Raw genomic sequence first — 22730 nt, 5'->3', positions numbered from 1 at the left:
ACACCAGCCGGAACTGGGGGTTGTACACAGCCTCTCTGTGGGCAATTCGGGATAGAATCAACGACTCCCTTGCAGACTGCGGCCTTCAGAGTTGTACACAGTGTGAACAAGACGGGGTACATTTTCAGAAAGCCGGGTACCCCGGTATCCACAGGGATCATCTTAACCTCCAGCATTTCTTTCTTTTTTCTTTTATGATTAGTGGGCGGCATGATTTCGGAAAACGCATCTTCCTCACCCTCATCAAAACCGCTTTTGCGGGCTCTCCGTGGTGAAGCCGTCTGGCCGCCTCCGGTCTGGCTCATGCGTCAGGCAGGCCGCTATCTCCCCGAATTCCGCGCCATGCGCGACAAGGCCGACTTCCTGACCCGGTGCATGACTCCGGACATGGCCACCGAGCTGACGATCCAGCCGATCCGCCGCTACGGCATGGACGGCGCGATCCTGTTTTCCGACATCCTGATCCTGCCTTGGGCCATGGGTCAGTCTCTGGACTTCATCGAAGGCCGCGGCCCGGTCCTCGGCGCCATCCGCTCCGAAGCTGATCTCGCCCGGCTCGATCCCAAGCGCGTACAGGACGCCGTCGCACCCGTGCGCGAGACCTTGTCCCGCCTCGCCAAAGAGCTTCCTGACGTCACAACCCTTCTGGGCTTCGCAGGCAGCCCGTTTACGGTCGCCTGCTACATGGTCGAGGGCGGTGGATCGCGGGATTTCGCTGAAACCCGCCGCATGATGCAGACCAACCCGGCCCTGTTCGATCGCCTGATCGACACCCTGACTTCGAGTACCGCCGAGATGCTCTGCGGCCAGATCGAAGCCGGTGCGGAAGCCGTGATGCTGTTCGATTCCTGGGCCGGAATCCTGCCCCCTTCAGCATTCCGCCGCTACGTGATCGAACCGACGCGCCAGATCGTCGCGTACATCCGCGCCCGTCACCCCAACACCCCGCTGATCGGCTTTCCGCGCCTCGGCGGCATCATGGTCCGCGAATACGCGCAGAAAACCGGCATCAACACGCTGGCGCTCGACACGGTCGCCGACCCGGCCCAGATTTCCGAACTGCTGTCCGAAGCCGTTCCGGGCCTCACCCTTCAGGGCAACATGGACCCGATGATCCTGTTCTCCGGCGGTGAGACAATGATCCGTGAAGCCCAGGCCATCCGCGACGCCATGCGCGGAAAACCCCATGTTTTTAACCTCGGACACGGCGTCATGCAGCATACGCCCCCTGAAAACGTGGCAGCCCTCGTCGAGGCGGTACGGTCCGTATGACAACCGCTCTGGATCCAGCAGGCCAGCTGAAACTGGTCATCTTCGACTGTGACGGCGTGCTCGTGGACAGCGAAGGCCCGTCCTGCCGGGCCACGGCGGAATTCGCCCGATCCAAGGGCCTGTCTATTTCCGACGAAGAGGCGCATCAGCGTTTCGCAGGCATGGCCCTGCCGCAGATCGTAACCGAACTCGAACACGAAATTGGTCATGCCCTTCCGGCAGAAACGGCAGTCATGCTGCGCGAAAATCTCGTACAGATGATGCAGAAAATCGCAGAACCTGTAGGCGGAGCGCCCGAAATGCTGGCAGGCGTACGGTCTTTGGGACTGCCGGTTCGCGTCGGATCGAATTCTTCCGTCCGAGAGATGGAAGCCAAGTTCGAAAAAACCGGAATGTCGCAGTATTTTCCCGAAAACCGCGTCCACTCCGCCAACGATATGGGCTGCCCCAAGCCCGCCCCGGACGTCTATCTGTACGCGGCAAAAGTAGAGGGCGTCCTGCCAGAAAGCTGTGTCGTGATCGAAGACAGCGATACTGGAGCAGAAGCTGCCTGGAAGGCGGGCATGGCCTGTGTGCTTCTTCGCCCGGAAGACATGCCCGCACCGCCCTTCTGGCCCGTCGAAGGCTCGGTCCGCATCGCCCATCTGGACGAGTTGGTACCGCTGTTGCGCCGGACGCTTGAAAGCCAGACACACGCATGACCGACTTTCTCGCGACCTATCAGAGCTGGATACTGTCCCTACACATCATGGCGTTCATCGCCTGGATGGCCGGGACGTTCTATCTCCCACGCCTGTATGTCTATCACTGTCAGGTGGTACCGGGGTCTGCCGAGAGCGAGCGGTTCAAGGTCATGGAGCGCAAACTCCTGCGCCAGATTATGACGCCCGCCATGATCGTGACATTCCTCGCAGGCGGCGCCCTTGCCTCCATTCCCGGACTGATCGACTGGAACGCAGGATGGTGGTGGACAAAGCTGATCTGCGTCTTCGGTCTCGCCGGATTCCACGGTGCCTGCGGCACATGGCGTCGCGGTTTCGCTGAAGACCGCAACCAGCACCCGGAAAAATTCTACCGGATCGCCAACGAAGTCCCAACCATCCTGATGATGGTCATCGTCATCATGATCATCGTCCGCCCCTGAGAAAGATCCCGAATAAAAGTTTTTGGTGAAGCTTTTTCCAAAAAGCTTCAAAAGACCGTCACCTTTTTGAAAAAAGGCGACACCCAAAAACTTTTGTTCGTCTCAGATCAGGCCGTATTTCACGCCAGTCATCTGTTCCGAGACGGTCCACAGACGCGCGGCCAGTTCGGGTACATGCGCCAGAGCGGGCAGCCCCGCAATCCCTGGCACACCACGACGTTCTCCCGGCCCCTGCGGACCATAATAGCTGCCGTCATGCGCCTGAGGGCTGGCAAGAGCATAGAGCAGCGGCCACGCCCCCTCCTCGACGGTCTGCCCCATAGCGTGAAACACCGGCCCGGCGACACTGCGCGCCAGACTGCGCATGAACCGTGCGGCTTTGTTGGCGGACCGGTCCAGACTGCTGTTATTCGCGACAATATCACTCGCCGCCCAGCCCGGATGCGCCGCACGCGAATGGATGGGCCAGGGCGCTTTCGCAGCCCGGCGGTTCAGTTCGAGCGCAAACAGCAGGTTGGACAGCTTGCTCTGACGATACCGCACCATCGGATTGTAAGAATGCCGCGCATTCAGATCGCCGAACGGGACTTCGCCCTTCAGCGCCGCCAGAGACGCCACCGTCATGACCGTCGCATTCCCCGCCGCCAGCAACGGCAGCAGCCGTCCGGTCAGAGCAAAATGCCCGAGATGGTTAGTCCCGAACTGCAACTCGAACCCGTCTTTTGTCGTCAGACGCGTCGCAGGCCCCATAACCCCGGCATTGTTCGCCAGAAGATGGATCGGCTCGCCCCGGCTGTGCATCGCGGACGCAAACGCCTCGATCCCGGCCAGAGACGCCAGATCCAGCAGCTCGAACCGCGATTTGACGAACGGCACCCGTTCATGAAGCCGTGCTAACGCCGCCTGTCCCTTGTCATGACTGCGACCGCTCAGCACGATCGCAGCACCCTGCTTCGCCAGCCCGCAGGCGACCTCGAACCCCAGCCCCCCGGTCGATCCGGTGATGAGCGCCGTCTTTCCGTCCAGACGTTCAAGAGAGTCAGTAGACCACGCGGGAGCGGAGGGCTGTGTCATGACGTCTGTCCTTCCAAGTCTGTGTCAGCTCGGTTTTTTGTCCATACGCGATTCCTCGCGCTTTTCGTCTTCCTCGGCCTGCCGGAGCGCCTCATCCGTCAGGCGCTTCTCGTTCTTCTTGAGAAAAACGAGCCCCCCGATCAGACAGCAGACCCCCACGACCGCCATGGCGACTCCGACCGGCCCGGTGATCTTCTCGATCTGCTTGCCAAGCTCATAGGTCACAAAGGCATAGCCACCGGCCCAGCAGATGCCACCGAGCGCATTGAAGAACAGGAACGAATGCCAGGGCATCCGGTTCGCTCCCGCCAGCAAGGCCACGAACACCCGCAGCACCGCGACGAAACGCCCCAGAAACACGACAATCCCACCATGCCGACGGAAAAGATACCGCCCCAGCATCAGCCGCTCTTCGGTCAGACCAACTTTCTGGCCGTGTTTTTTCAGAATGCCGTAACCGAAGTGATGGCCGATCAGATAGCCGATATTGTCGCCCATGATGGCGCCAAGCACGGCTGACAGCGCGATCCAGCGGATTTCAAGATGATGGGTGCTGCCTGCATAAAGCGAAGCGGCGATAATGACGCTCTCCGCCGGAAGTGGAAGTCCCATGCTCTCGAACATGACGGTGATGCCGACGACGCCATAGCCATACTGCACCAGCATGTGATCGAGAAAATGACTGAGATGAAACAGTGTCCTGGTCCTGTTCAAGCTGTGGCGGAAGAGAGTGCCACCGGCTACGATACTACGGCATCGGAGACAGGATGAAAAATGACGCCCCCTTCCCCCTCATCTTCCGCAGCCTTGTCGGGACACTGGCCGTCCTGGGCCACACCCGAACTCGTGGCCGGACGCACGCTGTCCTTCTCCGAACTGCGCACTGCTGGGGAGTGGATCTTTTGGCTTGAAAGTCGCCCGGACGAACAGGGCCGCTCCGTCATCACGGCCCGCGACCCTGAAGGAATCCTCCGCGACCTGATCCCGGCGGAATACTCGGTCGGCACCCGTGTGCACGAATATGGCGGCGGCGCATGGGACGTGCGCCTAAAAGACAATGCCAAAGACAGCGCCCCGCAGGTCGTTTTCAGCGATCGCAAACGCGGCGGTGTCTGGTTCAGCGACGGCACGACAGCCACGCAATGGGCCGTGGCGGGTGAAAGTCCCGAACACCGCTACGCCGACCTGACGTTCGATCCCACTGCCGATGCCGTGTTCTGCGTGCGCGAAAGCCACGGCGATGGCGTGCCGCTCGCAACGCTGGTCCATGTGCAGGCCGGCGGACGCGAAACCGTGCTGGCCGAAGGCGCGGATTTCTACGCCGCCCCCCGGCCCTCACCCGATGGAAACTTTCTGGCCTGGTTCAGTTGGAACGACCCGGCCATGCCTTGGACCGCCACGACCCTTTCCGTCGCCCCCTTCGATCGCACAACCGACACACTCGGCCCCGTCACCAACCTGACCGGACCCGAACCGTGCAGCATCATCGAACCCTGCTGGTCCCCCGACGGCACGCTCTACGCCACGTCCGACGCCTCGGGCCGCTGGACTCCCATCCGCTTTTACCATGACGAGCTAGGCTGGCACTCCCACTCCCTCGACGGCGCCAACGCCGAAATCGGCCTGCCGCACTGGGTGTTCGGACAGCGCAGCATGGCCCCCCTGCCCGGAAACCGCCTGCTGGCCCTCGGTATCCGCTACGGCCTGAACCATGTCCTGCTGGAAGACAACGGCCGCTGGACCGAACTTGCGCTCGGCACGCCCGTCAACGTCCCCGAACCTCTCGGAAACGGACAGTTCGCGTGGATCGACGCCCCGGCCGATGCCCCCGCTGCCATCGTCTTTGGCCGCCCCGGCGAAGCCTGCGACCGCTTCCGAATCAGCGTCACCCTCCCGCACGGCGTCACGAAAGCCGATATCGCAACCCCCACCCCGCTGAGCTTCCCAACCGCAAACGGCGCAGAAGCTCATGCCTTGGCCCACGCCCTGTTCTACGCCCCCGCCAGCAGCACCAGCGCCCTGCGGGACGGTGAAAAACCCCCGCTCGTCGTCATGGCGCATGGCGGCCCGACCGGCCGCGCCAACCCGTCCTTCGCTTTCAAGGTGCAGTGGTGGACGTCGCGCGGTTTCGCCGTCCTCGACGTCAATTATCGAGGCTCAACCGGCTTTGGCCGCGCTTACCGCGAAGCACTGGACGGACAATGGGGTGTCGCGGATATCGAAGACTGCCTCGCCGGCGTGCAGGCCGTGCTCGATCGCGGCCTCGCCGACCCCGCCCGCTGCGTCATCCGCGGCAGCAGCGCCGGCGGCCTGACGGTCCTCGGCGCCCTCGCACAGTCGGACCTCTTCGCCGCCGGAACCTCCCTCTACGGCGTCACGGACCTGCGGGCTCTCGCCGAAGAAACCCACAAATTCGAAGCCCGCTATCTGGACGGGCTGATCGGCCCCTATCCCGAAGATGAGGCCGTGTATCTGAAACGTTCCCCCATCACGCAGGCCGATAGCATTACCGTTCCTGTCCTGTTCCTGCATGGCGGTGCAGATAAGGTCGTCCCCCTGTCACAGGCGGAGTCCATGCGTACAAAACTCGAACATTCCGCCCTGCACGTCTATCCGGAGGAAGCTCATGGCTTCCGCGCCCGCGAAACCATAGAAGACGCCCTGCAACGGGAACTCGTCTTCTATCAGCAGGTTTTTAGTGCATAGATCCCGATTTTAGTCGTCGGAGAGCCCGAACTGGCTGGGATAGGGCATGGCGTTGCGGCCGAGCTTCTTCTTTTTCCAGTCCGCCAGCGCCCTGTCATATTCGACATGACGCAGCGCGAACTGCAGCGCTTCCACATGCCGCTCGTCGGCCGGGTCCATCATGTTCCGGCGCCAGCCCGCCGCAATCAGCCAGTATTCCCCGGCCAGCCGCCAGTCCCCGGCCTCATGATGCTCCAGCGCCAGCCGCTCAAGTCCATGATACTTATTCTTCGGATTGGCGAGCGCTTCGGGCGTGAGAATGAAATCATCCCCTTTCCAGAGGAACGTCGATTTCATGTAGGGAAACTGCCGGGTCATCACACCCGGATCTCCGAAATGTTCTTTAATCAGCATCGGAACCAGCCTGTCGTAAGACCTCCGCCATTCGCACTGCACAGACCGTTTCCCTGAAAATCACATTGAAAGAGTGCGGCCTCTATAACGAACAGGAACACCAGAGTCGATTTCTTCGACCTGCTCCCTGTTCCGCGTTAATAACAATATAATTGTTATTAATAAATAAAATTATGTTATCATTCAATCTATACCGTAATTGTCAAAGAAAATATTCGAAGTCCCGAAAACAGGTTTGAATTTCCATAATACTTCTTCTAAGAAGCCTGACCGCAATTACCGATGCCCTTTTCAGGCCCGAACGCTCTGTCATGCGTTCAGAGGGCACAGGGTTATTTTTTCGGCACGATTCCTTCTCTCTCCCGTCAGAGTCCGCGAGCCTTATGGACACCAAAACCCTCTTCTCCGGAATGGCGCTGGCCTTCGGAGCATACTCCGCATTCGCCATCAGCGACGCTTTCTCCAAACTGCTGGACGGGAGTCTCGATCCCTTCGAGGTTGCGTTTTTTGGCGGGGTGTTCGGGTTCCTCGTTCTTCCCTTCATCCGCAAATCAAACGAGTCCTACCTCGACATCGTGCGCCCGAAGCTTCGCGGCATGTGGCTGCTGCGGGCTGTCTGCGTCTTCGTCGCCACGGCTGCCAGCGTCGAAGCTTTCATGCTGCTCTCGATGCCCGAGGCCCTGTCGATCACCTTCCTGATGCCGCTGTTCGTCACGATCCTCTCCGTCGGGCTGCTCAAGGAGAAAGTGACGTTCTGGGCATGGCTTGCGGTCGCTTTGGGCTTTGCGGGCGTTCTGATCGTGCTGCGTCCGGGAGTGCGCCCGCTCAATCTGGGCCATCTCTGTGCGCTTCTGGCAGCCTGCGCCAATGCGGGCAGCGTGATCGCCTACCGGATCGCCAGCAAGGAAACCATCCGCCTGTCGCTCTTCGGGTCCAGCCTGATGGGCGCGCTGGTCGGCAACGGTCTCCTCATGCTCGCCCACGCCACATGGCCCTCCAGCACAAAGATCTGGTTCTACCTGTTCGGCTACGGCTCCCTGGCCGCCCTCGGACAGCTCTGCATGATGCTCGCAACCGCCAGAGCACCGGCAAACCGCGTCGCCCTGCCGCAATACAGCCAGATGGCCTGGGGTGTCGCGCTGAGCTACTTCCTCTTCAAACAGCCGCTCGATCGCTGGACTTTCGTCGGCATCGCGGTCCTGACAGCATCAGGTATGCTGAACTGGATCCGTCAGCGCATCCGCTACGAGAAAATGGCGATGAAAGAGCGTCTCGAACGCCTCAAGGCACGTAAAGTCGCCAAGGGAAACCTCAAAGCCGCCAAACAGAGCGCTCTCTCCACTCGCTAAACACGCGTTCCGCCGCTGCGCATTCCGGTCAGAGTGCTGACTTTCAGAGACGCGGCGGCACGCCTGATTATGGCTCTATAATCCCCGGCTCCAGCTTCCGGATCACCCGGAATGCCGTCACGACCGCGAGACTGCCAAACAGCACCACGCCCAGCGACTGCCCGACCAGTATCCCGACCGGCCCATAAGCCGACCCGATCCAGACGAACGGAATGGTCCCCAGCGTCGCCCGCCCCCAGTTGAAACCCGTGGAATAGAACGGGTGCCCCAGATTGTTGAAGGCCGTATTGGCCACAAACAGCAATCCGACGAACATGTAACTCAGCACCAGCCAGCAGCAGAACAGCCGCACGATGTCCACGCCCACACCCTGAAGCTCAAAAAGCTGGATGATATAAGTGTGCGCCCCCGCCAGAACCAGCCAGGTCACGCCCACACACAGCGCCGTCAGTTTTAGCGCCGCCAGAAGCGCCTCCTGAACACGATGGATTTGCCGCGCGCCGAGGTTCTGCGCCATGATCGGCCCGACCGACCCCGTCAGTGCGAAAACCAGCGAAAATGCTACCGGTACGATCCGGTCAATGGTCGCCTGTCCCGAAACGGCATTAAGCCCGAACCGCGCCATCGCATGCGTCACGAACAGCGCGCCCGTCGGGGTCGCCAGATTGGTCGCAATCGCCGGAACCGCAATCCCGCCAATCAGCCGCGTGGACGGCCCGAAAGCGGAACGCTGTGGCCATTCCAGCATGGCATGGCCCCGAAGATTCAGAAATCCGCTTGCCGTAATGGCCAGCCGCGCCAGAACCGTGCTGATCGCAGCGCCCTCAAGCCCTAGATGCAGCCCGAAAATCATGATCGGGTCCAGACACGCGGACACAGCTGCCCCCGTCAGCGTCACCCGCATCGAGCGCTTGGCATCCCCCACCGCCCGCAAAAGCGATGAAAGCGCCATCCCCAGACACACAAGCGGCAACGCCGGCGACACGATGTGCAGGAATGTGGCGGCATGTTCCTGCGCCTCGCCATGCGCGCCCAGAAGCCCCAGCAGAGGCATGGCAAAGGTCGCCGTCAACAGGCCCAGAACGGCCGCAATCGCCACCATGACCACCAGAAACGCCGAGGCCATCCGACGCGCCTCGGCATGCTGACACGCCCCGATCAGCCGCCCCGTGCAGGCCCCAAGCCCGATCGTCATCCCGATGGAAACCGACACCTGCACGTAGCTGACCGCCGTCGCAAACGCGATCGCCGCCGTGAGCGTCTTGTCATGCAGATGCGAAATATAACCGTAATTGAGCAGATCCACGGCAAACACGGCCATCAGCCCGATCGCCCCGGTCCCGGCCATCGTCACGACATGACGCATGATGCTGCCATGAACGAATCTGGCCGGTCTTACCGGGGAGTCGTCAGGAATACAGGGCTTTTTGGGGTCGTCATCTGGCTCTGGCATGTCACTGTATCATGCCCGTTTCAGGGAAGGAGAACCAGAGGTCGGGAGTGTTTTTTCGCCCCGGTCTTTACTCTGTCTCTGTTCGTAACAGTAGGCGAATCCGCCCTTTTTGCGCTTGTAAGGACTTCTTTAATATCCGGTGTGGAATCTTCGGCAGCGATGCTCGGGCATACGACCCGCAGCCTGTTCCATGTCCGGGAGTATGCCATGTCCTCGATCATCAATGCAGTTCACACTGCCGTCAGCGGCCTGAACTCGCAGTCACACGCCTTCAGCGACCTGTCCAACAACATCGCCAACAGCCAGACCACCGGTTACAAGGCCAGCACCACCAGCTTCGAGGACTATGTCACCAACAACGAACTGGCCAGTGATGGCCAGGCGCTGAGCGACAGCGTCGTCGCTACCACCCGCCAGCACAACGACAACCAGGGCATGGTAACGACCTCGACCAACAGCACGGCTCTCGCCATTTCCGGAAACGGCTTCTTCAACGTCGTGCAGGCCACCGGCCAGAGCAACGACAGCACCCCTGTCCTCGGCACACAGCAGTATTACACCCGCAATGGTGACTTCTCGCAGGACAAGAACGGCTATCTGGTCAACACGTCGGGCTATTACCTCGAAGGTTACAATGTCAACGCCTCGACAGGCACCCTGAGCACAGCCCTCAGCCCCATTCAGGTGCCCTCTACCGTCAAATTCCAGCCGACGGAAAGCACGAAGCTGACCCTGACCGGGCAGATCGGTAGCACCGCGACATCCAGCGGCGGCAGCGCCACCACGTCGGCCACGGCCTATGACAGCAAAGGCAACGCCCAGACCGTCTCCCTGAACTGGACGCAGGTCGACGCCACCACCTGGACCGTCAGCAACGCCAGTGACGCGACCAACAGCGCGACCGTGAAATTCGATTCCTCCACCGGTGCGATTGCCTCCGTCAACGGACAAAGCCAGGCCACCGGCTCCACCGCCAGCTTCGAATATGATGGCTCACCCCAGGACATGACCGTCAGCCTCGGAACCATCGGCGGCACGAGCGGCGTCAGCCTCGCAACGGACGGCTCCACCCCGACCGGCGTTACGGCGGTATCCGACAGCGTGACCACCGGCACGTTCTCCGGCATTTCCATGCAGACGGACGGCTCGGTTATGGCAACGTTTGACAACGGCTACTCCCAGCTCGTCGCCAAGATCCCGCTGACAACCTTCGCCAGTCCGAACAACCTGTCTCCCCAGAACGGACAGGCCTATACCGCTACGTCCCAGTCCGGCACCCCGCAGATCAACGCCGTCAATACCAATGGCGCCGGCACCCTGAGCACGGCTTCGGTCGAAGACTCCACAACCGATCTGACCGGCGACCTCAGCAAGCTGATCGTGGCCCAGCAGGCCTATGGCGCGAACACGAAAGTCGTCTCCACGGCCGACCAGCTTCTTCAGACAACCCTGGCGATGATCCAGTAAGCATAACTGAAGGGACATCGGCTCCATGGGACTGAACAGCGCACTCTCGATTGCAACTTCCGGCCTGAATGTCGTTCAGAATGCCATGGCCGTTGCCTCCAACAACGTCTCCAATGCAGGGACAAGCGGCTACATCAAGGAAAGCGCCAACGTCCAGTCGAGCGTGGCTGGCAATACAGGCAACGGTGTCCGCACTGCTGCCACCACACTCGCGACCAACCAGCAGGTCCAGAAGGCGCTTTACGCCCAGAACGCGGACGTGGCGGCCTACACGGCCACCAGCAATTCCCTGTCCAACATCACAGCGCTTCAGGGCTCCACCAGCGCCACATCCGGCAGCAGTGGAACGCTTTCAGATGAACTGGGTAACCTCCAATCGGCCCTGACGTCCCTGACTTCTACGCCTGATAGCGCCTCGGCCCAGAGTACGGTCGTCTCCGCGGCATCCACCTTCGCCCAGTCCGTCAACACGCTGGCTTCGGCCTATCAGACCCAGCGTCAGACAGCGCAGGATGCCGTCGTTTCCTCGGTCTCGGACATCAATACCGACCTCACCACGATCGGCACCCTGTCCACCAAGATCATGAACCTCAAAAGCACCGGTCAGGACACGGCCGCGCTGGAAAACCAGCGCTATACGGCCCTGTCCTCCCTGTCCTCCGAGCTTTCCGTCTCATGGTCCGAGTCCGCAAACGGCGACATGACCATCGCCACGGCCGACGGCGTCACCCTGCCCACGCGTGACACCAGCAGCTCCAGTGGCGCGACCGTCTCGTCCACATGGCCGCTCACCACGTCGTCCGCTCAGATTTCGGTCAGCACGACCTATCCCGGCACATCGTCCAGCAACACCATTCCCGCCATCACCCTGAACGGCCGCGATGTCACCACGCATCTGACGGGCGGGACGCTGGGCGCAAACATCACCCTGCGCGATTCAACACTCCCCACCATGCAGGCGCAGCTGGACTCCCTGTCTTCGACGGTCGCCACCCGTTTTCAGGCTCAGGGCATGTCCCTGTTCACGACATCGGGCACAAACGGCGTTGTCCCGGGAACCTCCCAGACAGACCTTATTCCCACCGGCAGCGTCGGCTTCTCGCAGGATATCAGCGTGTCCAGCACCTATTCCAGCGACCCATCCAAACTGCTCGACAGCACGACGTCCGGCACGCAGACCATCCAAAACGTCCTGAGCTACACGTTCGGCACAACTTCCGACTCTTCCGGAACCGCCCAGACGGCCGCACCCAGCAGCAATCTTGGAATGACCGGAACCCTGTCCACCGGATACACGGGCAACCAGAAAATTATTTCCCTTGCGACATCCCTGACCGCCAATCAGGCCGCCACGGCCAGCGATGCAAGCAGCGGCCTTGCCCTGTCGCAGACAACGCAGACCAGCCTGACGTCCAATCTGTCCGGAACGTCCACCGTCTCCATCGACACGGAAATGGCGAATATCGTCACGCTCCAGAACGCCTACGCTGCCAACGCCAAGGTTGTTTCGACCGTCCAGACAATGTTCAGCGCCCTGCTGAGCGCAATCGGAACCTGATCATGACCGGAACCATCTCCAGCTTCGGCTTTGGCGGAATCTCCAGCCAGCTCCTGCTCGGCGTCCAGAATCTGTCTCAGGCGAAAGACGCCCTTCAGCTTCAGGCCAGCACCGGCGTTCTCGCCAGCAGCTATGCCGATCTCGGGTCTTCGCGGACACAGGCCCTCGCGCTTCAGCCCGCCATCACGCAGGTTTCCGCTTGGAAAAGCAACGTCACGAACGCCCAGACGACGCTGACGACAACACAAAGCGCTCTGTCCCAGATTTCCACCATCGCCCAGGACCTGACGAGTTCGCTTTCCACTCTCGGCAGCACACTCTCTTACTCAACCGTCACGACGGCTGCCTCTGCCGCCCAGTCGGCGCTGACTTCTCTGAGCAACCTGCTCAACACCCGGCAGGGCGACAGCTACGTTTTCGCCGGGCAGCAGAACACGACCGCCCCCGTCAGCACGGATCTGGGCACGTCGGACCTCGCGACCCAGATTGCCAAAACAGTCAGCCAGCTCGGCTCGACCAACGCAGCGGATGTGCTCAGCACAACGGAAAATCTGGCCGCCAATACTTCTGTCGGTCAGCCTTTCTCGGCCACGCTGTCCACATCGCCCGATCAGGCACAGCAGCAGAACACGCGCATCGTCGTCGGACAGTCTGAAACAGTGTCCGTCGGGATGGTCGCCACACAGGGCGCGACATCCACGTCCACCACTTCCCCGATCCGCGATCTCATGCGCAATCTGATGGTGGTCGCCTCCCTCGGCTCGTCGTCCACCAGCACCACCGACTACGCCAGCCTGATTTCCGGCCTTCAGAGTTCCATGAGCACGGTTACGAGCGGCCTTGGCACCATGAGTGGCCTGTTGGGGGTTCAGCAGAATAGCCTGACCAACCAGACCGCCATGCTGACCCAGATGTCCTCGGCTTTGACGACCCAGCTCGGTCAGGTGAAAGACGCTGATCTTGCGCAGGTTTCCACGCAGGTGACGGATACCAACAACCAGCTTCAGGCGTCCTATTCCCTGATCGCAGATATGAAAGGCATGACGCTGGCTTCTTACCTCTGATCAGGCCTCTGATCCCGGTTGAAAAACCGTTTGTGACATCGCATATCAAGATCACTTTCCTGAACGGAGATTGATGAAATGAGTGAAACGAACAACCAGCAGGCCGCCGAAAAGCATGAATTCAGTGCAGAGGTTGGACGGCTGCTGGACCTTGTGGTCCATGCCCTTTACTCGGATCGTGAAATCTTTCTGCGCGAACTCGTCGCCAATGCGGCGGACGCGACGGACAAGCGCCGTTTCGAAGCCCTGACCGACAGTGCTGTGGCGCTTCCCGAGAATGCGTCCATTCGCATCAATCCGGACAAAAGCCAGAAAGAGCTGACAATCTCCGATGACGGCGTGGGCATGACCCATGACGAACTGGCCCAGAACCTTGGCACGATCGCCCGCTCCGGCACGCGCGCTTTCGGAGAAAAGCTGAATTCGGCAAAGCCTGAAGACCGCCCGAACCTGATCGGTCAGTTCGGCGTCGGGTTCTACGCAGCCTTCATGGTCGCGGACCGTGTGGAGGTTACCTCCCGCAAGGCCGGTTCCGATCAGGCCTGGACCTGGTCTTCGGACGGCAAGGGCGCCTTCACGCTGAGCCCCGCGTCCCGCTCCACGCCGGGCACCGATATCGTCTTGCACATGAAAGACGATGCCGACGAGTTCCTCGACAGCTGGCGCCTGAAATCCATCATCCGCAAATGGGCGGACCATATCTCCTGGCCCATCACCCTGCGTGAAACCAAGGAAGACGGTACTACGGAAGATCAGGCCGCCAATGAAGGCACGGCTCTGTGGAGCAAGCCGAAATCTGAAATTACGCCGGAACAGTATGCCGAATTCTATCGGCACATTGCCCACGCTTTTGACGAACCCTATGCGACGCTGCACTGGCGCGCGGAAGGCGTGACCGAATTTACGGCGCTGCTGTTCCTGCCCAGCGCCCGCCCGTTCGACTTCATGGAACAGTCCCGCGAAAGCCGGATCCATCTCCATGTCCGCCGGATGTTCATCACCGACGAAGCGGAACTGGTTCCGAACTGGATGCGCTTCGTGCAGGGCGTGGTCGATACGGAAGACCTGCCGCTCAACGTTTCGCGTGAAATGCTTCAGGCCACCCCGGTTCTGGCCCGCATCCGTAAAGCGGTCACCAAGCGTGTCCTGACCGAGATTCGCAACCGTGCGAAGGACGCCGAGGGCGGTTTCAACACGTTCTGGGAAAACTTCGGCGCGGTCATCAAGGAAGGCTTGTGGGAAGACGCCGAACACCGGACGGAAATCGCCGGTTTCGCCCGTTTCCATTCCACCCAGGGCGACGATCTCGTCACGCTGGACGACTATATTGCGCGCATGAAGGATGGTCAGGACGCCATCTATTACCTGACCGGCGACAATCTTGACGCACTGAAATCCTCTGCCCAGCTTGAAGGCTTCCGCGCCCGGGGTCTTGAAGTCCTGCTGCTGTCCGATCCGGTTGATGGCTTCTGGCCGGAGCGCCTGTCCTCCTATCAGGACAAGCCGCTGCGTTCCGTCGCCCATTCCCATGGCGATCTGGAAAAATTTGAATCCACGGATGCCGACACGACCGAAGCCGCGGATGTCGAAAAGCTGGTTCCGGCCCTCAAGGACGCCCTTGGCGAGCAGGTCAAGGACGTTCGCAGCACGGTGCGTCTAACGGGAAGTGCCGTCGTCATCACATCCGATGGCGGCCCGGACCTGTCGATGCAGCGCCTGATGCGTCGCTCGGGTCAGGCCATGCCCGCCATGCCGCCGATCCTTGAAATCAACCCGAAGCACCCGCTCATCAAGGCTCTGGCCGAGCGGGTTGCAAAGGGCGAGAGCATTACCGCCTATGCCAGCGTCCTGCTGGATCTGGCGCGTGTGCAGGAAGGCGAACCCCTGCCTGACCCGACCGGTTTCGGCCGTTCGCTCGCCACGCTGCTGGCGGGGCCGGCTGTCGGATAAAGCGGATCTGAACGCAGCATTCGTTTCGTTCCTATCCATCAAAGGCGAGGGATTTTATTCCTCGCCTTTTCTTTTTGCTAAGTTCCGGTGAGATATGGAACAGGTGCATGATTGAAGGAGTAGCAGACCGTGATCGACGATTTCCGCTTTGGCCGCATAACGATCATCGGCGATCTGCTGCTGGATCAGTATATTTCAGGAGATGTCAGCCGTATTTCTCCTGAAGCCCCCGTCCCCGTCGTCCTGCATGATGGCCTGCGCTGCGTGCCGGGCGGCGCCGCAAATGTTGCGGTCAATGCCGCCGCTCTGGGGGCGCAGGTGCATCTTGTCGGTCTCGTCGGCGAAGATGAGTCGGCCCAGCGACTGAAAGACAGCCTGAACCTCTGGCCCACCATCCAGACGGACGGGATCGTCTCCGCCCCGGACTGGACCACCATTACCAAGACCCGCGTCGTCAGTGGTCGCCAGCAGATTGTGCGTATCGACGTCGAAAAACTGACCCCCCTTTCCGACACACTTCAAAAGCGCCTCATGGAAGAAGCCCTCCGCGCGATTGAGCTTTCGGACGTGCTCGTCTGCTCGGACTATGCCAAAGGCGTTCTGACGGATGAGGTCCTGAAGGTCATCATTGCAGCGGGACGTGCCAAAGGTATTCCTGTTATTGTCGACCCTAAAAGACGTACGCTGGATGCCTATGCCGGTGCCACACTCGTGACGCCCAACCGGAGCGAAGCGGAACAGGCGAGCGGACTGTCTGTCCGGACGGATGACGATGTCCTGAAGGTTGCTGAAATCCTCTCCCGGCAGTTCGGCGGCGACGTTCTCGTCACCCGTTCGGAAGACGGCATGACGCTGTGGCAGCGTGACGCGCCCCCCCTGCATGTCGCCAGCCGCAAATCCGAAGTGTTCGATGTTTCCGGCGCCGGAGATACCGTCGTCGCCACGGTCGCCGCAGTGCTGTCTGCCGATCAGACGCTGGAAACTGCCGTTGTCATCGCGACAGCCGCGGCCGCCCTGTCTGTCAGCAAATTCGGCACCGCCACCGTCTCGCGCGAAGAACTCTCCCGCGAACTTCTTCAGGAAATGCCTGAAACAGGCGCGCTTGTTCCGGTCAAACAGGCCGCCCGTATCGTGGAAAGCTGGCAGCGGCATGGTGCAAAAGTCGTGTTTACCAACGGGTGCTTCGATCTGGTCCATCCGGGACATGTCAGCCTGCTTCAGGCGGCAGCCCGCGAAGGAGATCGCCTCATCGTGGCCCTCAATACCGACAGTTCCGTCAGCCGTCTCAAAGGGCCAACCCGTCCGATTCAGAAGGAAGACGCCCGGGCCAGGGTGATCGGCGCCCTGCGTGCGGTCGATCTCGTCGTGCTGTTCGACGACGACACCCCCCTCGACGTCATCCGCACCCTGAAGCCCGATATTCTCGTCAAAGGGGCGGATTATACGGAAGATCAGGTCGTTGGTGCCGATGTGGTGAAGGGATATGGCGGCAAGGTGGTGCTGGTGGACCTCGTGGACGGCCAATCTACCACACGCCTCGTCAAAGGAATGCAGTCAACCCCGGCCTGAGGCCCGTGTCCCCGGCCTCATGGCCGCCCGCTGCCGGATTTCACGGGGAGATGCACCGAATTTCTGCCTGAAACGACGGGAGAAATGTGCGGCATTGCGAAAGCCGTGGTTTAGAGCGATTTGAGCAATTGGGAGCGCATCATGGGCCGGATTCGTCAGATCCGAGTGAATGCGCTCCAGCCGACGGTTCAGAATCCAGCCCGCGACCGCGCCTTCTTCCCCGTCGAAAAGCTGGTAAAGCGCCCGTGTCGAAATCCCGGAAGCCTCTGCAATACTCTGCGGGGTCAGATCATGCTCGTGCAGCCGTGATTCAATATGACGCCGGATATGCCTCTGCCGATGTCGCCGGCGTCCCGCCACGCTGACTTCCAGATCCAGACAATCCAGAATTGTCGTGATCATCAGATCCGTGACATGTTGCAAAAGGCGCTGACGCGTCTGGGGGATGGCATCGTCCAGAACGCCAGATTCAAGCATGGAAGCCTCGGCCAGCAGAAAAGCCCCTGGCCCCCGCGCCAGATCAAACGACAGCGGTGGCAGGCCCGAAAGCATGGGAAGATGTCGCAACAATGCCTGACGCGCCACACTGAGCAGAAAGACATCGGCTGTGGGCTCAATGCCGGGCGGTTTGGCGAGTGTGGAGAACTGGTGCGGGTCCAGATACAACTTGCCCGTGGACTGCCGAGACAGCACCAGAACCGTCCGACCCTGATCCAGAAGAGTGGCAATTGCCGGTGACAGCGCCGTGCGAAGACGAACGACAGACGGGTCCATCCCGCGGGGAGAGGCCGCAAGCGTCGCCAGCGGAATGATGCGCTGGGCATTCAGGCTGCCGTGAGGAATGTCAGTCACGACCATGCTCTGGAGAAGAATGTTGAGATTCCGTTAAACACCATTTTCAGTAGTAAAGCCAATTGAAACAACCATAACGGGCTGGATATAGGGAAAATCAGCCAGAATGGAAATAGTTGTCTCGTATTTCATACTGTGTCGACAAAGGACGTGCTCTGGATGTCTGAAGCGTAGCCCTCAAACAAAGTAAATATTTTTTTATAAAAAGAATTATATTTCTATAGAATATGGAATTTCTTTCGAATTATTTATAATATACCCATGGTGGGTAAAAAACAAAACTTGCGTTTTCTCTGAAAGCTCCGCGAGTATCTCCATTCCCGCTCCCGTCCGCTCTTCATCGAACGTCACGAACAGATCATCCGCCAGAAATGGCAGACGAATGCCCCGCTCCAGAGCTTGCTCAACTGATGCCAGACGCAGCGCCAGATAAAGCTGATCGCGTGTGCCCTCGCTCATGGCGTGAACCGGAACAGGCGTCGTGCTCGCCATGCGCTGCCCCGCCAGAACCAGACCGTCCGACCCGCTCTCTTCCGTCACAAGCCCCTCGTACCGCCCAAGCGTCAGACGTGAGAACAGGGCCCCCGCCCGCGACAGAAGAGGTCCATGCGCCTGCTGACGGCCCTGCTCCACCAGCCGTGACAGCATCAACTGTTGAAGCCTGAGCGAAACATACCGGCTGGCCCGCTCGGTAATTTCTGCTTCCGTCTCCTGAATATCTTCCGCGACCTCACGCACGCCACGGGCATTTTCCAGTTCCGCCAGCGCGCTCCGCGCCCGCAGCAGCCGTTCTGTCACTACTGATTTGCGGGCATCCAGTGCGATTGTTTCAGCTTCGATCTCCTCGAAGTCCCGCTCAAGCTGCTCCGGGTCCGTCATACGCGCTTCGTCCAGAAGCGCCTCAAGGGAGCGGCCATTCCCGGCCTGAAGAATCTGCTCCCGCAACTCGTCGCGCCTGTCGCAAAGCCCTGCCCGCTCCCGTGCCCGGGATAACGCATGACGCAGGTTGTCCTCTGCCCCAAGACCCAGAAGACGGCGCGCAGGGTCCAGCCCCTGTTCCAGTTCCACAATCCGCAGATTGGACTGCGCGATCTCGTCTGCAAGAGCCGCACGCTGCTGCAGAACGGATTTCCGTTCCCGCTCGCGCTCCTGCTCCAGCGTCAGGAACCGTTCAAGCTCTGCTGCAGATCCCTGCCCGTAGCGCTGAAGAAACGCGCCCAGTTCCATACGGAACGCTGCGATATCGCGCGCTTCGGAGTCCTGCTCTTTCTGCTCGCTGTCCAGCCGCGTCCGGATTGTCAGCGCCTCTGCCACATCCCGCAGATCAGCCTGCTCCGGCCGCCCCGGATAGCGGCAGTCTCCACATGCCCGGACCCAGTCTTCCTCCCAAAGCGCCAGCTTCTGCTCCACGCCGGACAGGGCTGCCCGGTCTTTAAGCAAAGACTCCTCCCGCTGAAGACGGTCCTTTTTCCGCGCATCCGCCTGCCGCGCCGCGTCCTCTCCTTGCTCCAGCAAGGACGTCGCCTGCCGAATCTGAACCGCCAGTCGTTCGGACGCAGATTCCGCACCAAAAGCCTGCAGCCGTCGGCTCATATCGGCCCGACTGTCCGTCGCGGACTGAAGCTGCATTTTTGCGCTCTGCAACGCCTCTTCCGCGGTCAGAGCCTCCTGCCGCCGAACCACCCAGACCTGTAAAGACGCAGGCGGCAGCACCGGCGCCCCGAATGTTTCCAGCAAAGCGCTCCACGCGGTCTGACGGCGGTCCAGTTCGTCCTGCGCCCGCATCGCCCGCCGATGGGCTTCCTCCGCCCGAAGCGCAACATCCTCACGCTGCCGCAACAAGGTCGCCAGTTGCGCCGACTGCTCGGCATGCGCATGACGCCGGTCCGCCAGACCGTCCGCCTTCTGGATCATAACCCCGAACGCCTCCCGCGTCGCAGGAGCGGGACAGTCGCCGGAGTGAAACTGATCCTCCATGCCCTGCCAGAACCGATCGCGTTCCTGTCGTGCCTCGGAAAGCTGCTCCCACGACACGGCCTGACCGTCTTCTTCCAGACGCCGACACTGCTGCGCCAGACGCGCCCCTCCCGTTTCCTCCGCCTGCGCCTCGTCCCGTGCAACGCGCCGTTGCTCGTCCAGCATTGCCCAGAGCCGCGTTTCTTCTTCCAGAACCGTCCCGTCCGGCAATCCAAGCGCCGTCAGTTCTCCCTTGCGATCGGCCGTGCTGGCGCGCCATGGCATCAGCGCCCCATAAGCCGCAGTTGTAGTGTCTTCCTGCCGCAAGATTTCGGCGGCAAGACTGTCAATCCGGTCATCCACTGCGCCCAGACTGCGGGCCTCATCCAGCTCCAGCCGGAACCGGCGCAGATTTCCAGGGTGGATTTTTTCGTTCGTTTCCGAAACGGATTCGGGATGCAGAATATTCAGCGCCTGCTCCGTTTCCTGAAGCCGCGCTCGCAGATCCTGTTCCTGTGTCCGCAGCAACGCCCGCGCCTGAAGCCTCTGCTCCAGATCGTCCAGTTCTTCCCGACTGGGCAGCGTACCGGCCTCACAGCCATGCCGTGCCCAGAACTGTTCGAGCGAGATCGCATCCCGCGTTAGTCGTGTTTTCCGCTCGTCGACCTTTGTTTCAAGGCGCGCGATCAGATCACTGCGCTTCAGAAGCGTTTGGATGGCATCTTGTTCTGCAAGGACTGGGGAGCCGTCGCCAAATGCCTGAATTTGCCCGCATAACGCTTCGAACCGCTGCCGCGCGATCGAGATGTCATGTGCTTCGCGCTCTAACGATTCAAGAATATTTTCAAACCGAGCACAGTCTTCAATCGTTAAAACCCAGCTTGGAAAAGACCCTATTTCCGTTTCGATTTGCATGAGTTTCTGAAAAGGAACGGATGTCATTTTCAGCCGGGAATTGGTTCTGCGACGCACACCAAGTTCTTGTGCTGCTCTATCGCAAGACTGTTTTTCTATTTCTGATTCAGAAAGTTCCTTATTCGCAACAGATAGTTTCTTGACGGTTACGACGTCGCTCCGCAGGGTGCTCTGCAATGCCGTCAACTTCAGTCTGGCCTGTTGCAGCGCCGAACGCGCGCGTCCGGATTTCCATTCCGAACCGACATCTTCCTGCAGTCGCGCACTCAGTTTTCCAACACCCTCAAGTCCCAGTCCGGCCGCCAGAATCTGAAGTCCGGCATCGTCTTTTAGGCGGCGCATTTCCTCGCCGCCGTCGCGCAGCCGCGTATGATCCAGCGCCCAGGCCGCCTCAAACCCCTTCGAATCCAGCCCCCCGAGCCAGGTCCGCAGTGGCAGATCCTCCAATGGCGTCCTGTCATCGGCCGCAAACAGTGTCTGGGTCCGCCCCCGGCGTCGCACGCCCTCAAAAACCGTTCCATCCTGCTCCAGACTGGCCCCGACCCGCAGCAGCGACGCCGCCGTCATCCAATCCCCGGCGATATGATGCGGAAACCCGAACAGGAAATCCCGGATTGCACAGAGAGTCGTCGATTTTCCGGCTTCATTCGCGCCATAAATGACGTGCAGGTCGCGCCGCCCTTTCGGAAAATTCAGCGTGGTCTCCTGAAATCCGCCATAGCGCAGAAGATCGAGGCGTTCGAACCGCATTATTCCGTCTCCCCCAACAACCGTGCCCTCAACGCCGCCCGCGCCTGTTCAAGCGGGAACTGACCCTCCGGCATCAGGCTGTCGCGCTCCACGCAGGAGGGCAGGGCAGAGAAAAATCCTTCGAAATCGTCGGGTAGGGACGCCAGAAACGCCGCGTCCTGCATGAGTCCGTCCAGCGCCAAATCAAGTTCCCGCGTCTCTGCCACGTCGCTCTGTCGAAGGGGCGCAGATGTCTCGTTGCGAATTTTCTCCAGAGCAATCTGTGCCGTCCCGTCGGCGGACTCCTGCGCCATCGACACTGCAATGCCCCGCAGATCGTCTTCCCAACTCTGCGACGCACATAACCGGTCATGCAGAATGCTGCGTCCCATCAGGACGATCCGCGCAATCACCGTGCGTCCTTCCGCTTGGGAAAGGGCGCGTTCCATCTCCCGCCGCGCGGCTCCCAGAACGCCATCCATGCTTTGCATGTCGCTGACATCCAACTCCAGCCGACACCAGCGCACGACATCACAATTCACGAAGTCGACCGAGCGGACGATCCCGTCCTCAACGCTCACCAGCGCACAGCCACAGGCCCCGGTCTCGCGCGCGTGACGCCCCTGAAGCACGCCCGGAAACACGATCCACGGATGCTCGCAGACGATTTCGCGCGCATGGACATGCCCCAGCGCCCAGTAATCATATCCCTTCGCCGATAGCGTTTCGACGGAGCAGGGCGCGTAGGTCTCGTGCTCGCCATACCCCGACAGCGACGTATGCAGCACACCAATATTGAAACACCCCGCGATGGGCGCGGGATAGGCCCGCGTCATATCATGCGGGACATGACGGTCGCGAAAACTCTGTCCATGCAGCGCCACGCCCAGTTCCGGCCAATGAAATGTCTGCGGGGCCTCATAGGAGAAATGCTCGATCCCGTCCGGCAGCGGCAGTTCCCGCGCAATGACCGACTGCGCATCATGATTGCCCGAAAGCGTCACGACCCGGATGCCCGCCTGAACCAGTCGGCTCAGGGCCTTGAGCATGTAGAGCCCGGTCCCGACATCCTGCCAAGTCCCATCATACAGGTCCCCCGCCAGAATAACGAAATCGACTTTTTCGTTCAGTGCCGTCTCGACAAGCTGGTCCAGAGCGCGCCGCGTGGACCCGCGGATTTCCGCTTCGGGAAGCCCCTCGTAACGGCTCAGCCCCCTTAGGGGGCTGTCGAGGTGAATGTCAGCAGCATGGAGAAAGCGGAAAGAGGACATCCGCGAAG

17 protein-coding genes are annotated in these 22730 nt (G+C 60.6%); 10 read left to right on the top strand and 7 right to left on the bottom strand.

From position 1 onward, the window contains the following. The first annotated feature begins 210 nt into the window (after positions 1-210). Genes hemE through hemJ form a run of 3 tightly spaced genes read left to right on the top strand, consistent with a single transcriptional unit; the run spans position 211 to position 2416 of the window. Positions 211-1272 (top strand): uroporphyrinogen decarboxylase, encoded by a 1062-nt coding sequence (hemE, locus tag HKD28_RS05080; RefSeq protein WP_194260996.1) that lies wholly within the window; start codon positions 211-213, stop codon positions 1270-1272. Continuing rightward, the gene (locus HKD28_RS05075) at positions 1269-1973 is read left to right on the top strand and encodes an HAD family hydrolase (RefSeq protein ID WP_194267363.1); all 705 of its coding nucleotides are present in this window, start codon (positions 1269-1271) and stop codon (positions 1971-1973) included. The genes hemE and HKD28_RS05075 overlap by 4 nt, the downstream gene beginning before the upstream one ends. Further along, positions 1970-2416: a protoporphyrinogen oxidase HemJ gene (gene hemJ, locus HKD28_RS05070; RefSeq protein ID WP_194260998.1), complete on the top strand. Its 447-nt coding sequence runs from the start codon at positions 1970-1972 to the stop codon at positions 2414-2416. The genes HKD28_RS05075 and hemJ overlap by 4 nt, the downstream gene beginning before the upstream one ends. A 102-nt stretch (positions 2417-2518) precedes the next feature. Here the strand turns inward: hemJ and HKD28_RS05065 are convergent, their stop codons facing one another. Together HKD28_RS05065 and HKD28_RS05060 are read right to left on the bottom strand one after the other, a co-directional pair. Then, a complete protein-coding gene (locus HKD28_RS05065; protein ID WP_194267362.1) occupies positions 2519-3490 on the bottom strand; it encodes an SDR family oxidoreductase in 972 nt (323 codons plus the stop codon). Positions 3491-3514: 24 nt separating this feature from the next. Next, positions 3515-4114 (bottom strand): DedA family protein, encoded by a 600-nt coding sequence (locus HKD28_RS05060; protein WP_194267482.1) that lies wholly within the window; start codon positions 4112-4114, stop codon positions 3515-3517. 150 nt (positions 4115-4264) lie between these two features. Between HKD28_RS05060 and HKD28_RS05055 the strand changes: the two genes are divergently transcribed. After that, positions 4265-6196: a dipeptidyl-peptidase 5 gene (locus HKD28_RS05055; RefSeq protein WP_194267360.1), complete on the top strand. Its 1932-nt coding sequence runs from the start codon at positions 4265-4267 to the stop codon at positions 6194-6196. Between the two features lie 9 nt (positions 6197-6205). Here the strand turns inward: HKD28_RS05055 and HKD28_RS05050 are convergent, their stop codons facing one another. Continuing rightward, positions 6206-6553 (bottom strand): hypothetical protein, encoded by a 348-nt coding sequence (locus HKD28_RS05050; RefSeq protein ID WP_099286101.1) that lies wholly within the window; start codon positions 6551-6553, stop codon positions 6206-6208. 419 nt (positions 6554-6972) lie between these two features. Here HKD28_RS05050 and HKD28_RS05045 point away from each other — a divergent pair, with 419 nt between their 5' ends. Beyond that, positions 6973-7938 carry a DMT family transporter gene (locus HKD28_RS05045; RefSeq protein ID WP_235993305.1) on the top strand — a complete coding sequence of 322 codons (966 nt, stop codon included), beginning with the start codon at positions 6973-6975 and terminating at the stop codon, positions 7936-7938. 67 nt (positions 7939-8005) lie between these two features. Here the strand turns inward: HKD28_RS05045 and HKD28_RS05040 are convergent, their stop codons facing one another. Next, positions 8006-9304, bottom strand: coding sequence for an MATE family efflux transporter (locus HKD28_RS05040; RefSeq protein ID WP_194267480.1), 1299 nt, complete (start codon positions 9302-9304; stop codon positions 8006-8008). A 246-nt stretch (positions 9305-9550) separates the two neighbouring features. On the opposite strand from HKD28_RS05040, the gene flgE reads away from it, so the two are divergent. From flgE to rfaE1, 5 genes are all read left to right on the top strand, one after another. After that, complete coding sequence (gene flgE, locus HKD28_RS05035) at positions 9551-10858, top strand: flagellar hook protein FlgE (RefSeq protein ID WP_235993303.1); 1308 nt, start codon at positions 9551-9553, stop codon at positions 10856-10858. A gap of 25 nt (positions 10859-10883) precedes the next feature. Beyond that, on the top strand, positions 10884-12416 hold the full coding sequence (flgK, locus tag HKD28_RS05030; RefSeq protein WP_194267358.1) for a flagellar hook-associated protein FlgK: 1533 nt from the start codon (positions 10884-10886) through the stop codon (positions 12414-12416). Positions 12417-12418: 2 nt separating this feature from the next. Continuing rightward, the gene (locus HKD28_RS05025) at positions 12419-13480 is read left to right on the top strand and encodes a flagellin (RefSeq protein WP_194267356.1); all 1062 of its coding nucleotides are present in this window, start codon (positions 12419-12421) and stop codon (positions 13478-13480) included. A gap of 78 nt (positions 13481-13558) precedes the next feature. Beyond that, complete coding sequence (gene htpG, locus HKD28_RS05020) at positions 13559-15430, top strand: molecular chaperone HtpG (protein ID WP_194267353.1); 1872 nt, start codon at positions 13559-13561, stop codon at positions 15428-15430. 129 nt (positions 15431-15559) lie between these two features. Then, positions 15560-16999, top strand: coding sequence for a D-glycero-beta-D-manno-heptose-7-phosphate kinase (gene rfaE1, locus HKD28_RS05015; RefSeq protein ID WP_194267350.1), 1440 nt, complete (start codon positions 15560-15562; stop codon positions 16997-16999). Here the strand turns inward: rfaE1 and HKD28_RS05010 are convergent. The 3 genes from HKD28_RS05010 to HKD28_RS05000 form a co-directional block, all read right to left on the bottom strand. Further along, positions 16985-17851: a helix-turn-helix domain-containing protein gene (locus HKD28_RS05010; RefSeq protein ID WP_194261006.1), complete on the bottom strand. Its 867-nt coding sequence runs from the start codon at positions 17849-17851 to the stop codon at positions 16985-16987. The two genes, rfaE1 and HKD28_RS05010, sit on opposite strands and share 15 nt — an antisense overlap. Positions 17852-18061: 210 nt before the next feature. Beyond that, positions 18062-21472, bottom strand: a complete 3411-nt coding sequence (locus HKD28_RS05005) for an AAA family ATPase (protein ID WP_194267347.1) — start codon at positions 21470-21472, stop codon at positions 18062-18064. Then, positions 21472-22722 (bottom strand): metallophosphoesterase family protein, encoded by a 1251-nt coding sequence (locus HKD28_RS05000; protein WP_194267345.1) that lies wholly within the window; start codon positions 22720-22722, stop codon positions 21472-21474. Before HKD28_RS05000 ends, HKD28_RS05005 begins: the two co-directional genes overlap by 1 nt. Positions 22723-22730: the final 8 nt, after the last annotated feature.

This window comes from Gluconobacter cadivus, from assembly GCF_015244745.1.
GTDB lineage: Bacteria > Pseudomonadota > Alphaproteobacteria > Acetobacterales > Acetobacteraceae > Gluconobacter > Gluconobacter cadivus.
The sequence above is the reverse complement of the archived record's forward strand: the minus strand, read 5'-3'. Positions and strand labels throughout refer to the sequence as shown.

Excerpts from the sequence above, each read along its gene's own strand:
- hemE (WP_194260996.1), top strand. The coding sequence starts at position 211 with ATGATTTCGGAAAACGCATCTTCCTCACCCTCATCAAAACCGCTTTTG.
- HKD28_RS05075 (WP_194267363.1), top strand. The coding sequence starts at position 1,269 with ATGACAACCGCTCTGGATCCAGCAGGCCAGCTGAAACTGGTCATCTTC.
- hemJ (WP_194260998.1), top strand. The coding sequence starts at position 1,970 with ATGACCGACTTTCTCGCGACCTATCAGAGCTGGATACTGTCCCTACAC.
- HKD28_RS05065 (WP_194267362.1), bottom strand. The coding sequence starts at position 3,490 with ATGACACAGCCCTCCGCTCCCGCGTGGTCTACTGACTCTCTTGAACGT.
- HKD28_RS05060 (WP_194267482.1), bottom strand. The coding sequence starts at position 4,114 with ATGTTCGAGAGCATGGGACTTCCACTTCCGGCGGAGAGCGTCATTATC.
- HKD28_RS05055 (WP_194267360.1), top strand. The coding sequence starts at position 4,265 with ATGACGCCCCCTTCCCCCTCATCTTCCGCAGCCTTGTCGGGACACTGG.
- HKD28_RS05050 (WP_099286101.1), bottom strand. The coding sequence starts at position 6,553 with ATGACCCGGCAGTTTCCCTACATGAAATCGACGTTCCTCTGGAAAGGG.
- HKD28_RS05045 (WP_235993305.1), top strand. The coding sequence starts at position 6,973 with ATGGACACCAAAACCCTCTTCTCCGGAATGGCGCTGGCCTTCGGAGCA.
- HKD28_RS05040 (WP_194267480.1), bottom strand. The coding sequence starts at position 9,304 with ATGCGTCATGTCGTGACGATGGCCGGGACCGGGGCGATCGGGCTGATG.
- flgE (WP_235993303.1), top strand. The coding sequence starts at position 9,551 with ATGCTCGGGCATACGACCCGCAGCCTGTTCCATGTCCGGGAGTATGCC.
- flgK (WP_194267358.1), top strand. The coding sequence starts at position 10,884 with ATGGGACTGAACAGCGCACTCTCGATTGCAACTTCCGGCCTGAATGTC.
- HKD28_RS05025 (WP_194267356.1), top strand. The coding sequence starts at position 12,419 with ATGACCGGAACCATCTCCAGCTTCGGCTTTGGCGGAATCTCCAGCCAG.
- htpG (WP_194267353.1), top strand. The coding sequence starts at position 13,559 with ATGAGTGAAACGAACAACCAGCAGGCCGCCGAAAAGCATGAATTCAGT.
- HKD28_RS05005 (WP_194267347.1), bottom strand. The coding sequence starts at position 21,472 with ATGCGGTTCGAACGCCTCGATCTTCTGCGCTATGGCGGATTTCAGGAG.
- HKD28_RS05000 (WP_194267345.1), bottom strand. The coding sequence starts at position 22,722 with ATGTCCTCTTTCCGCTTTCTCCATGCTGCTGACATTCACCTCGACAGC.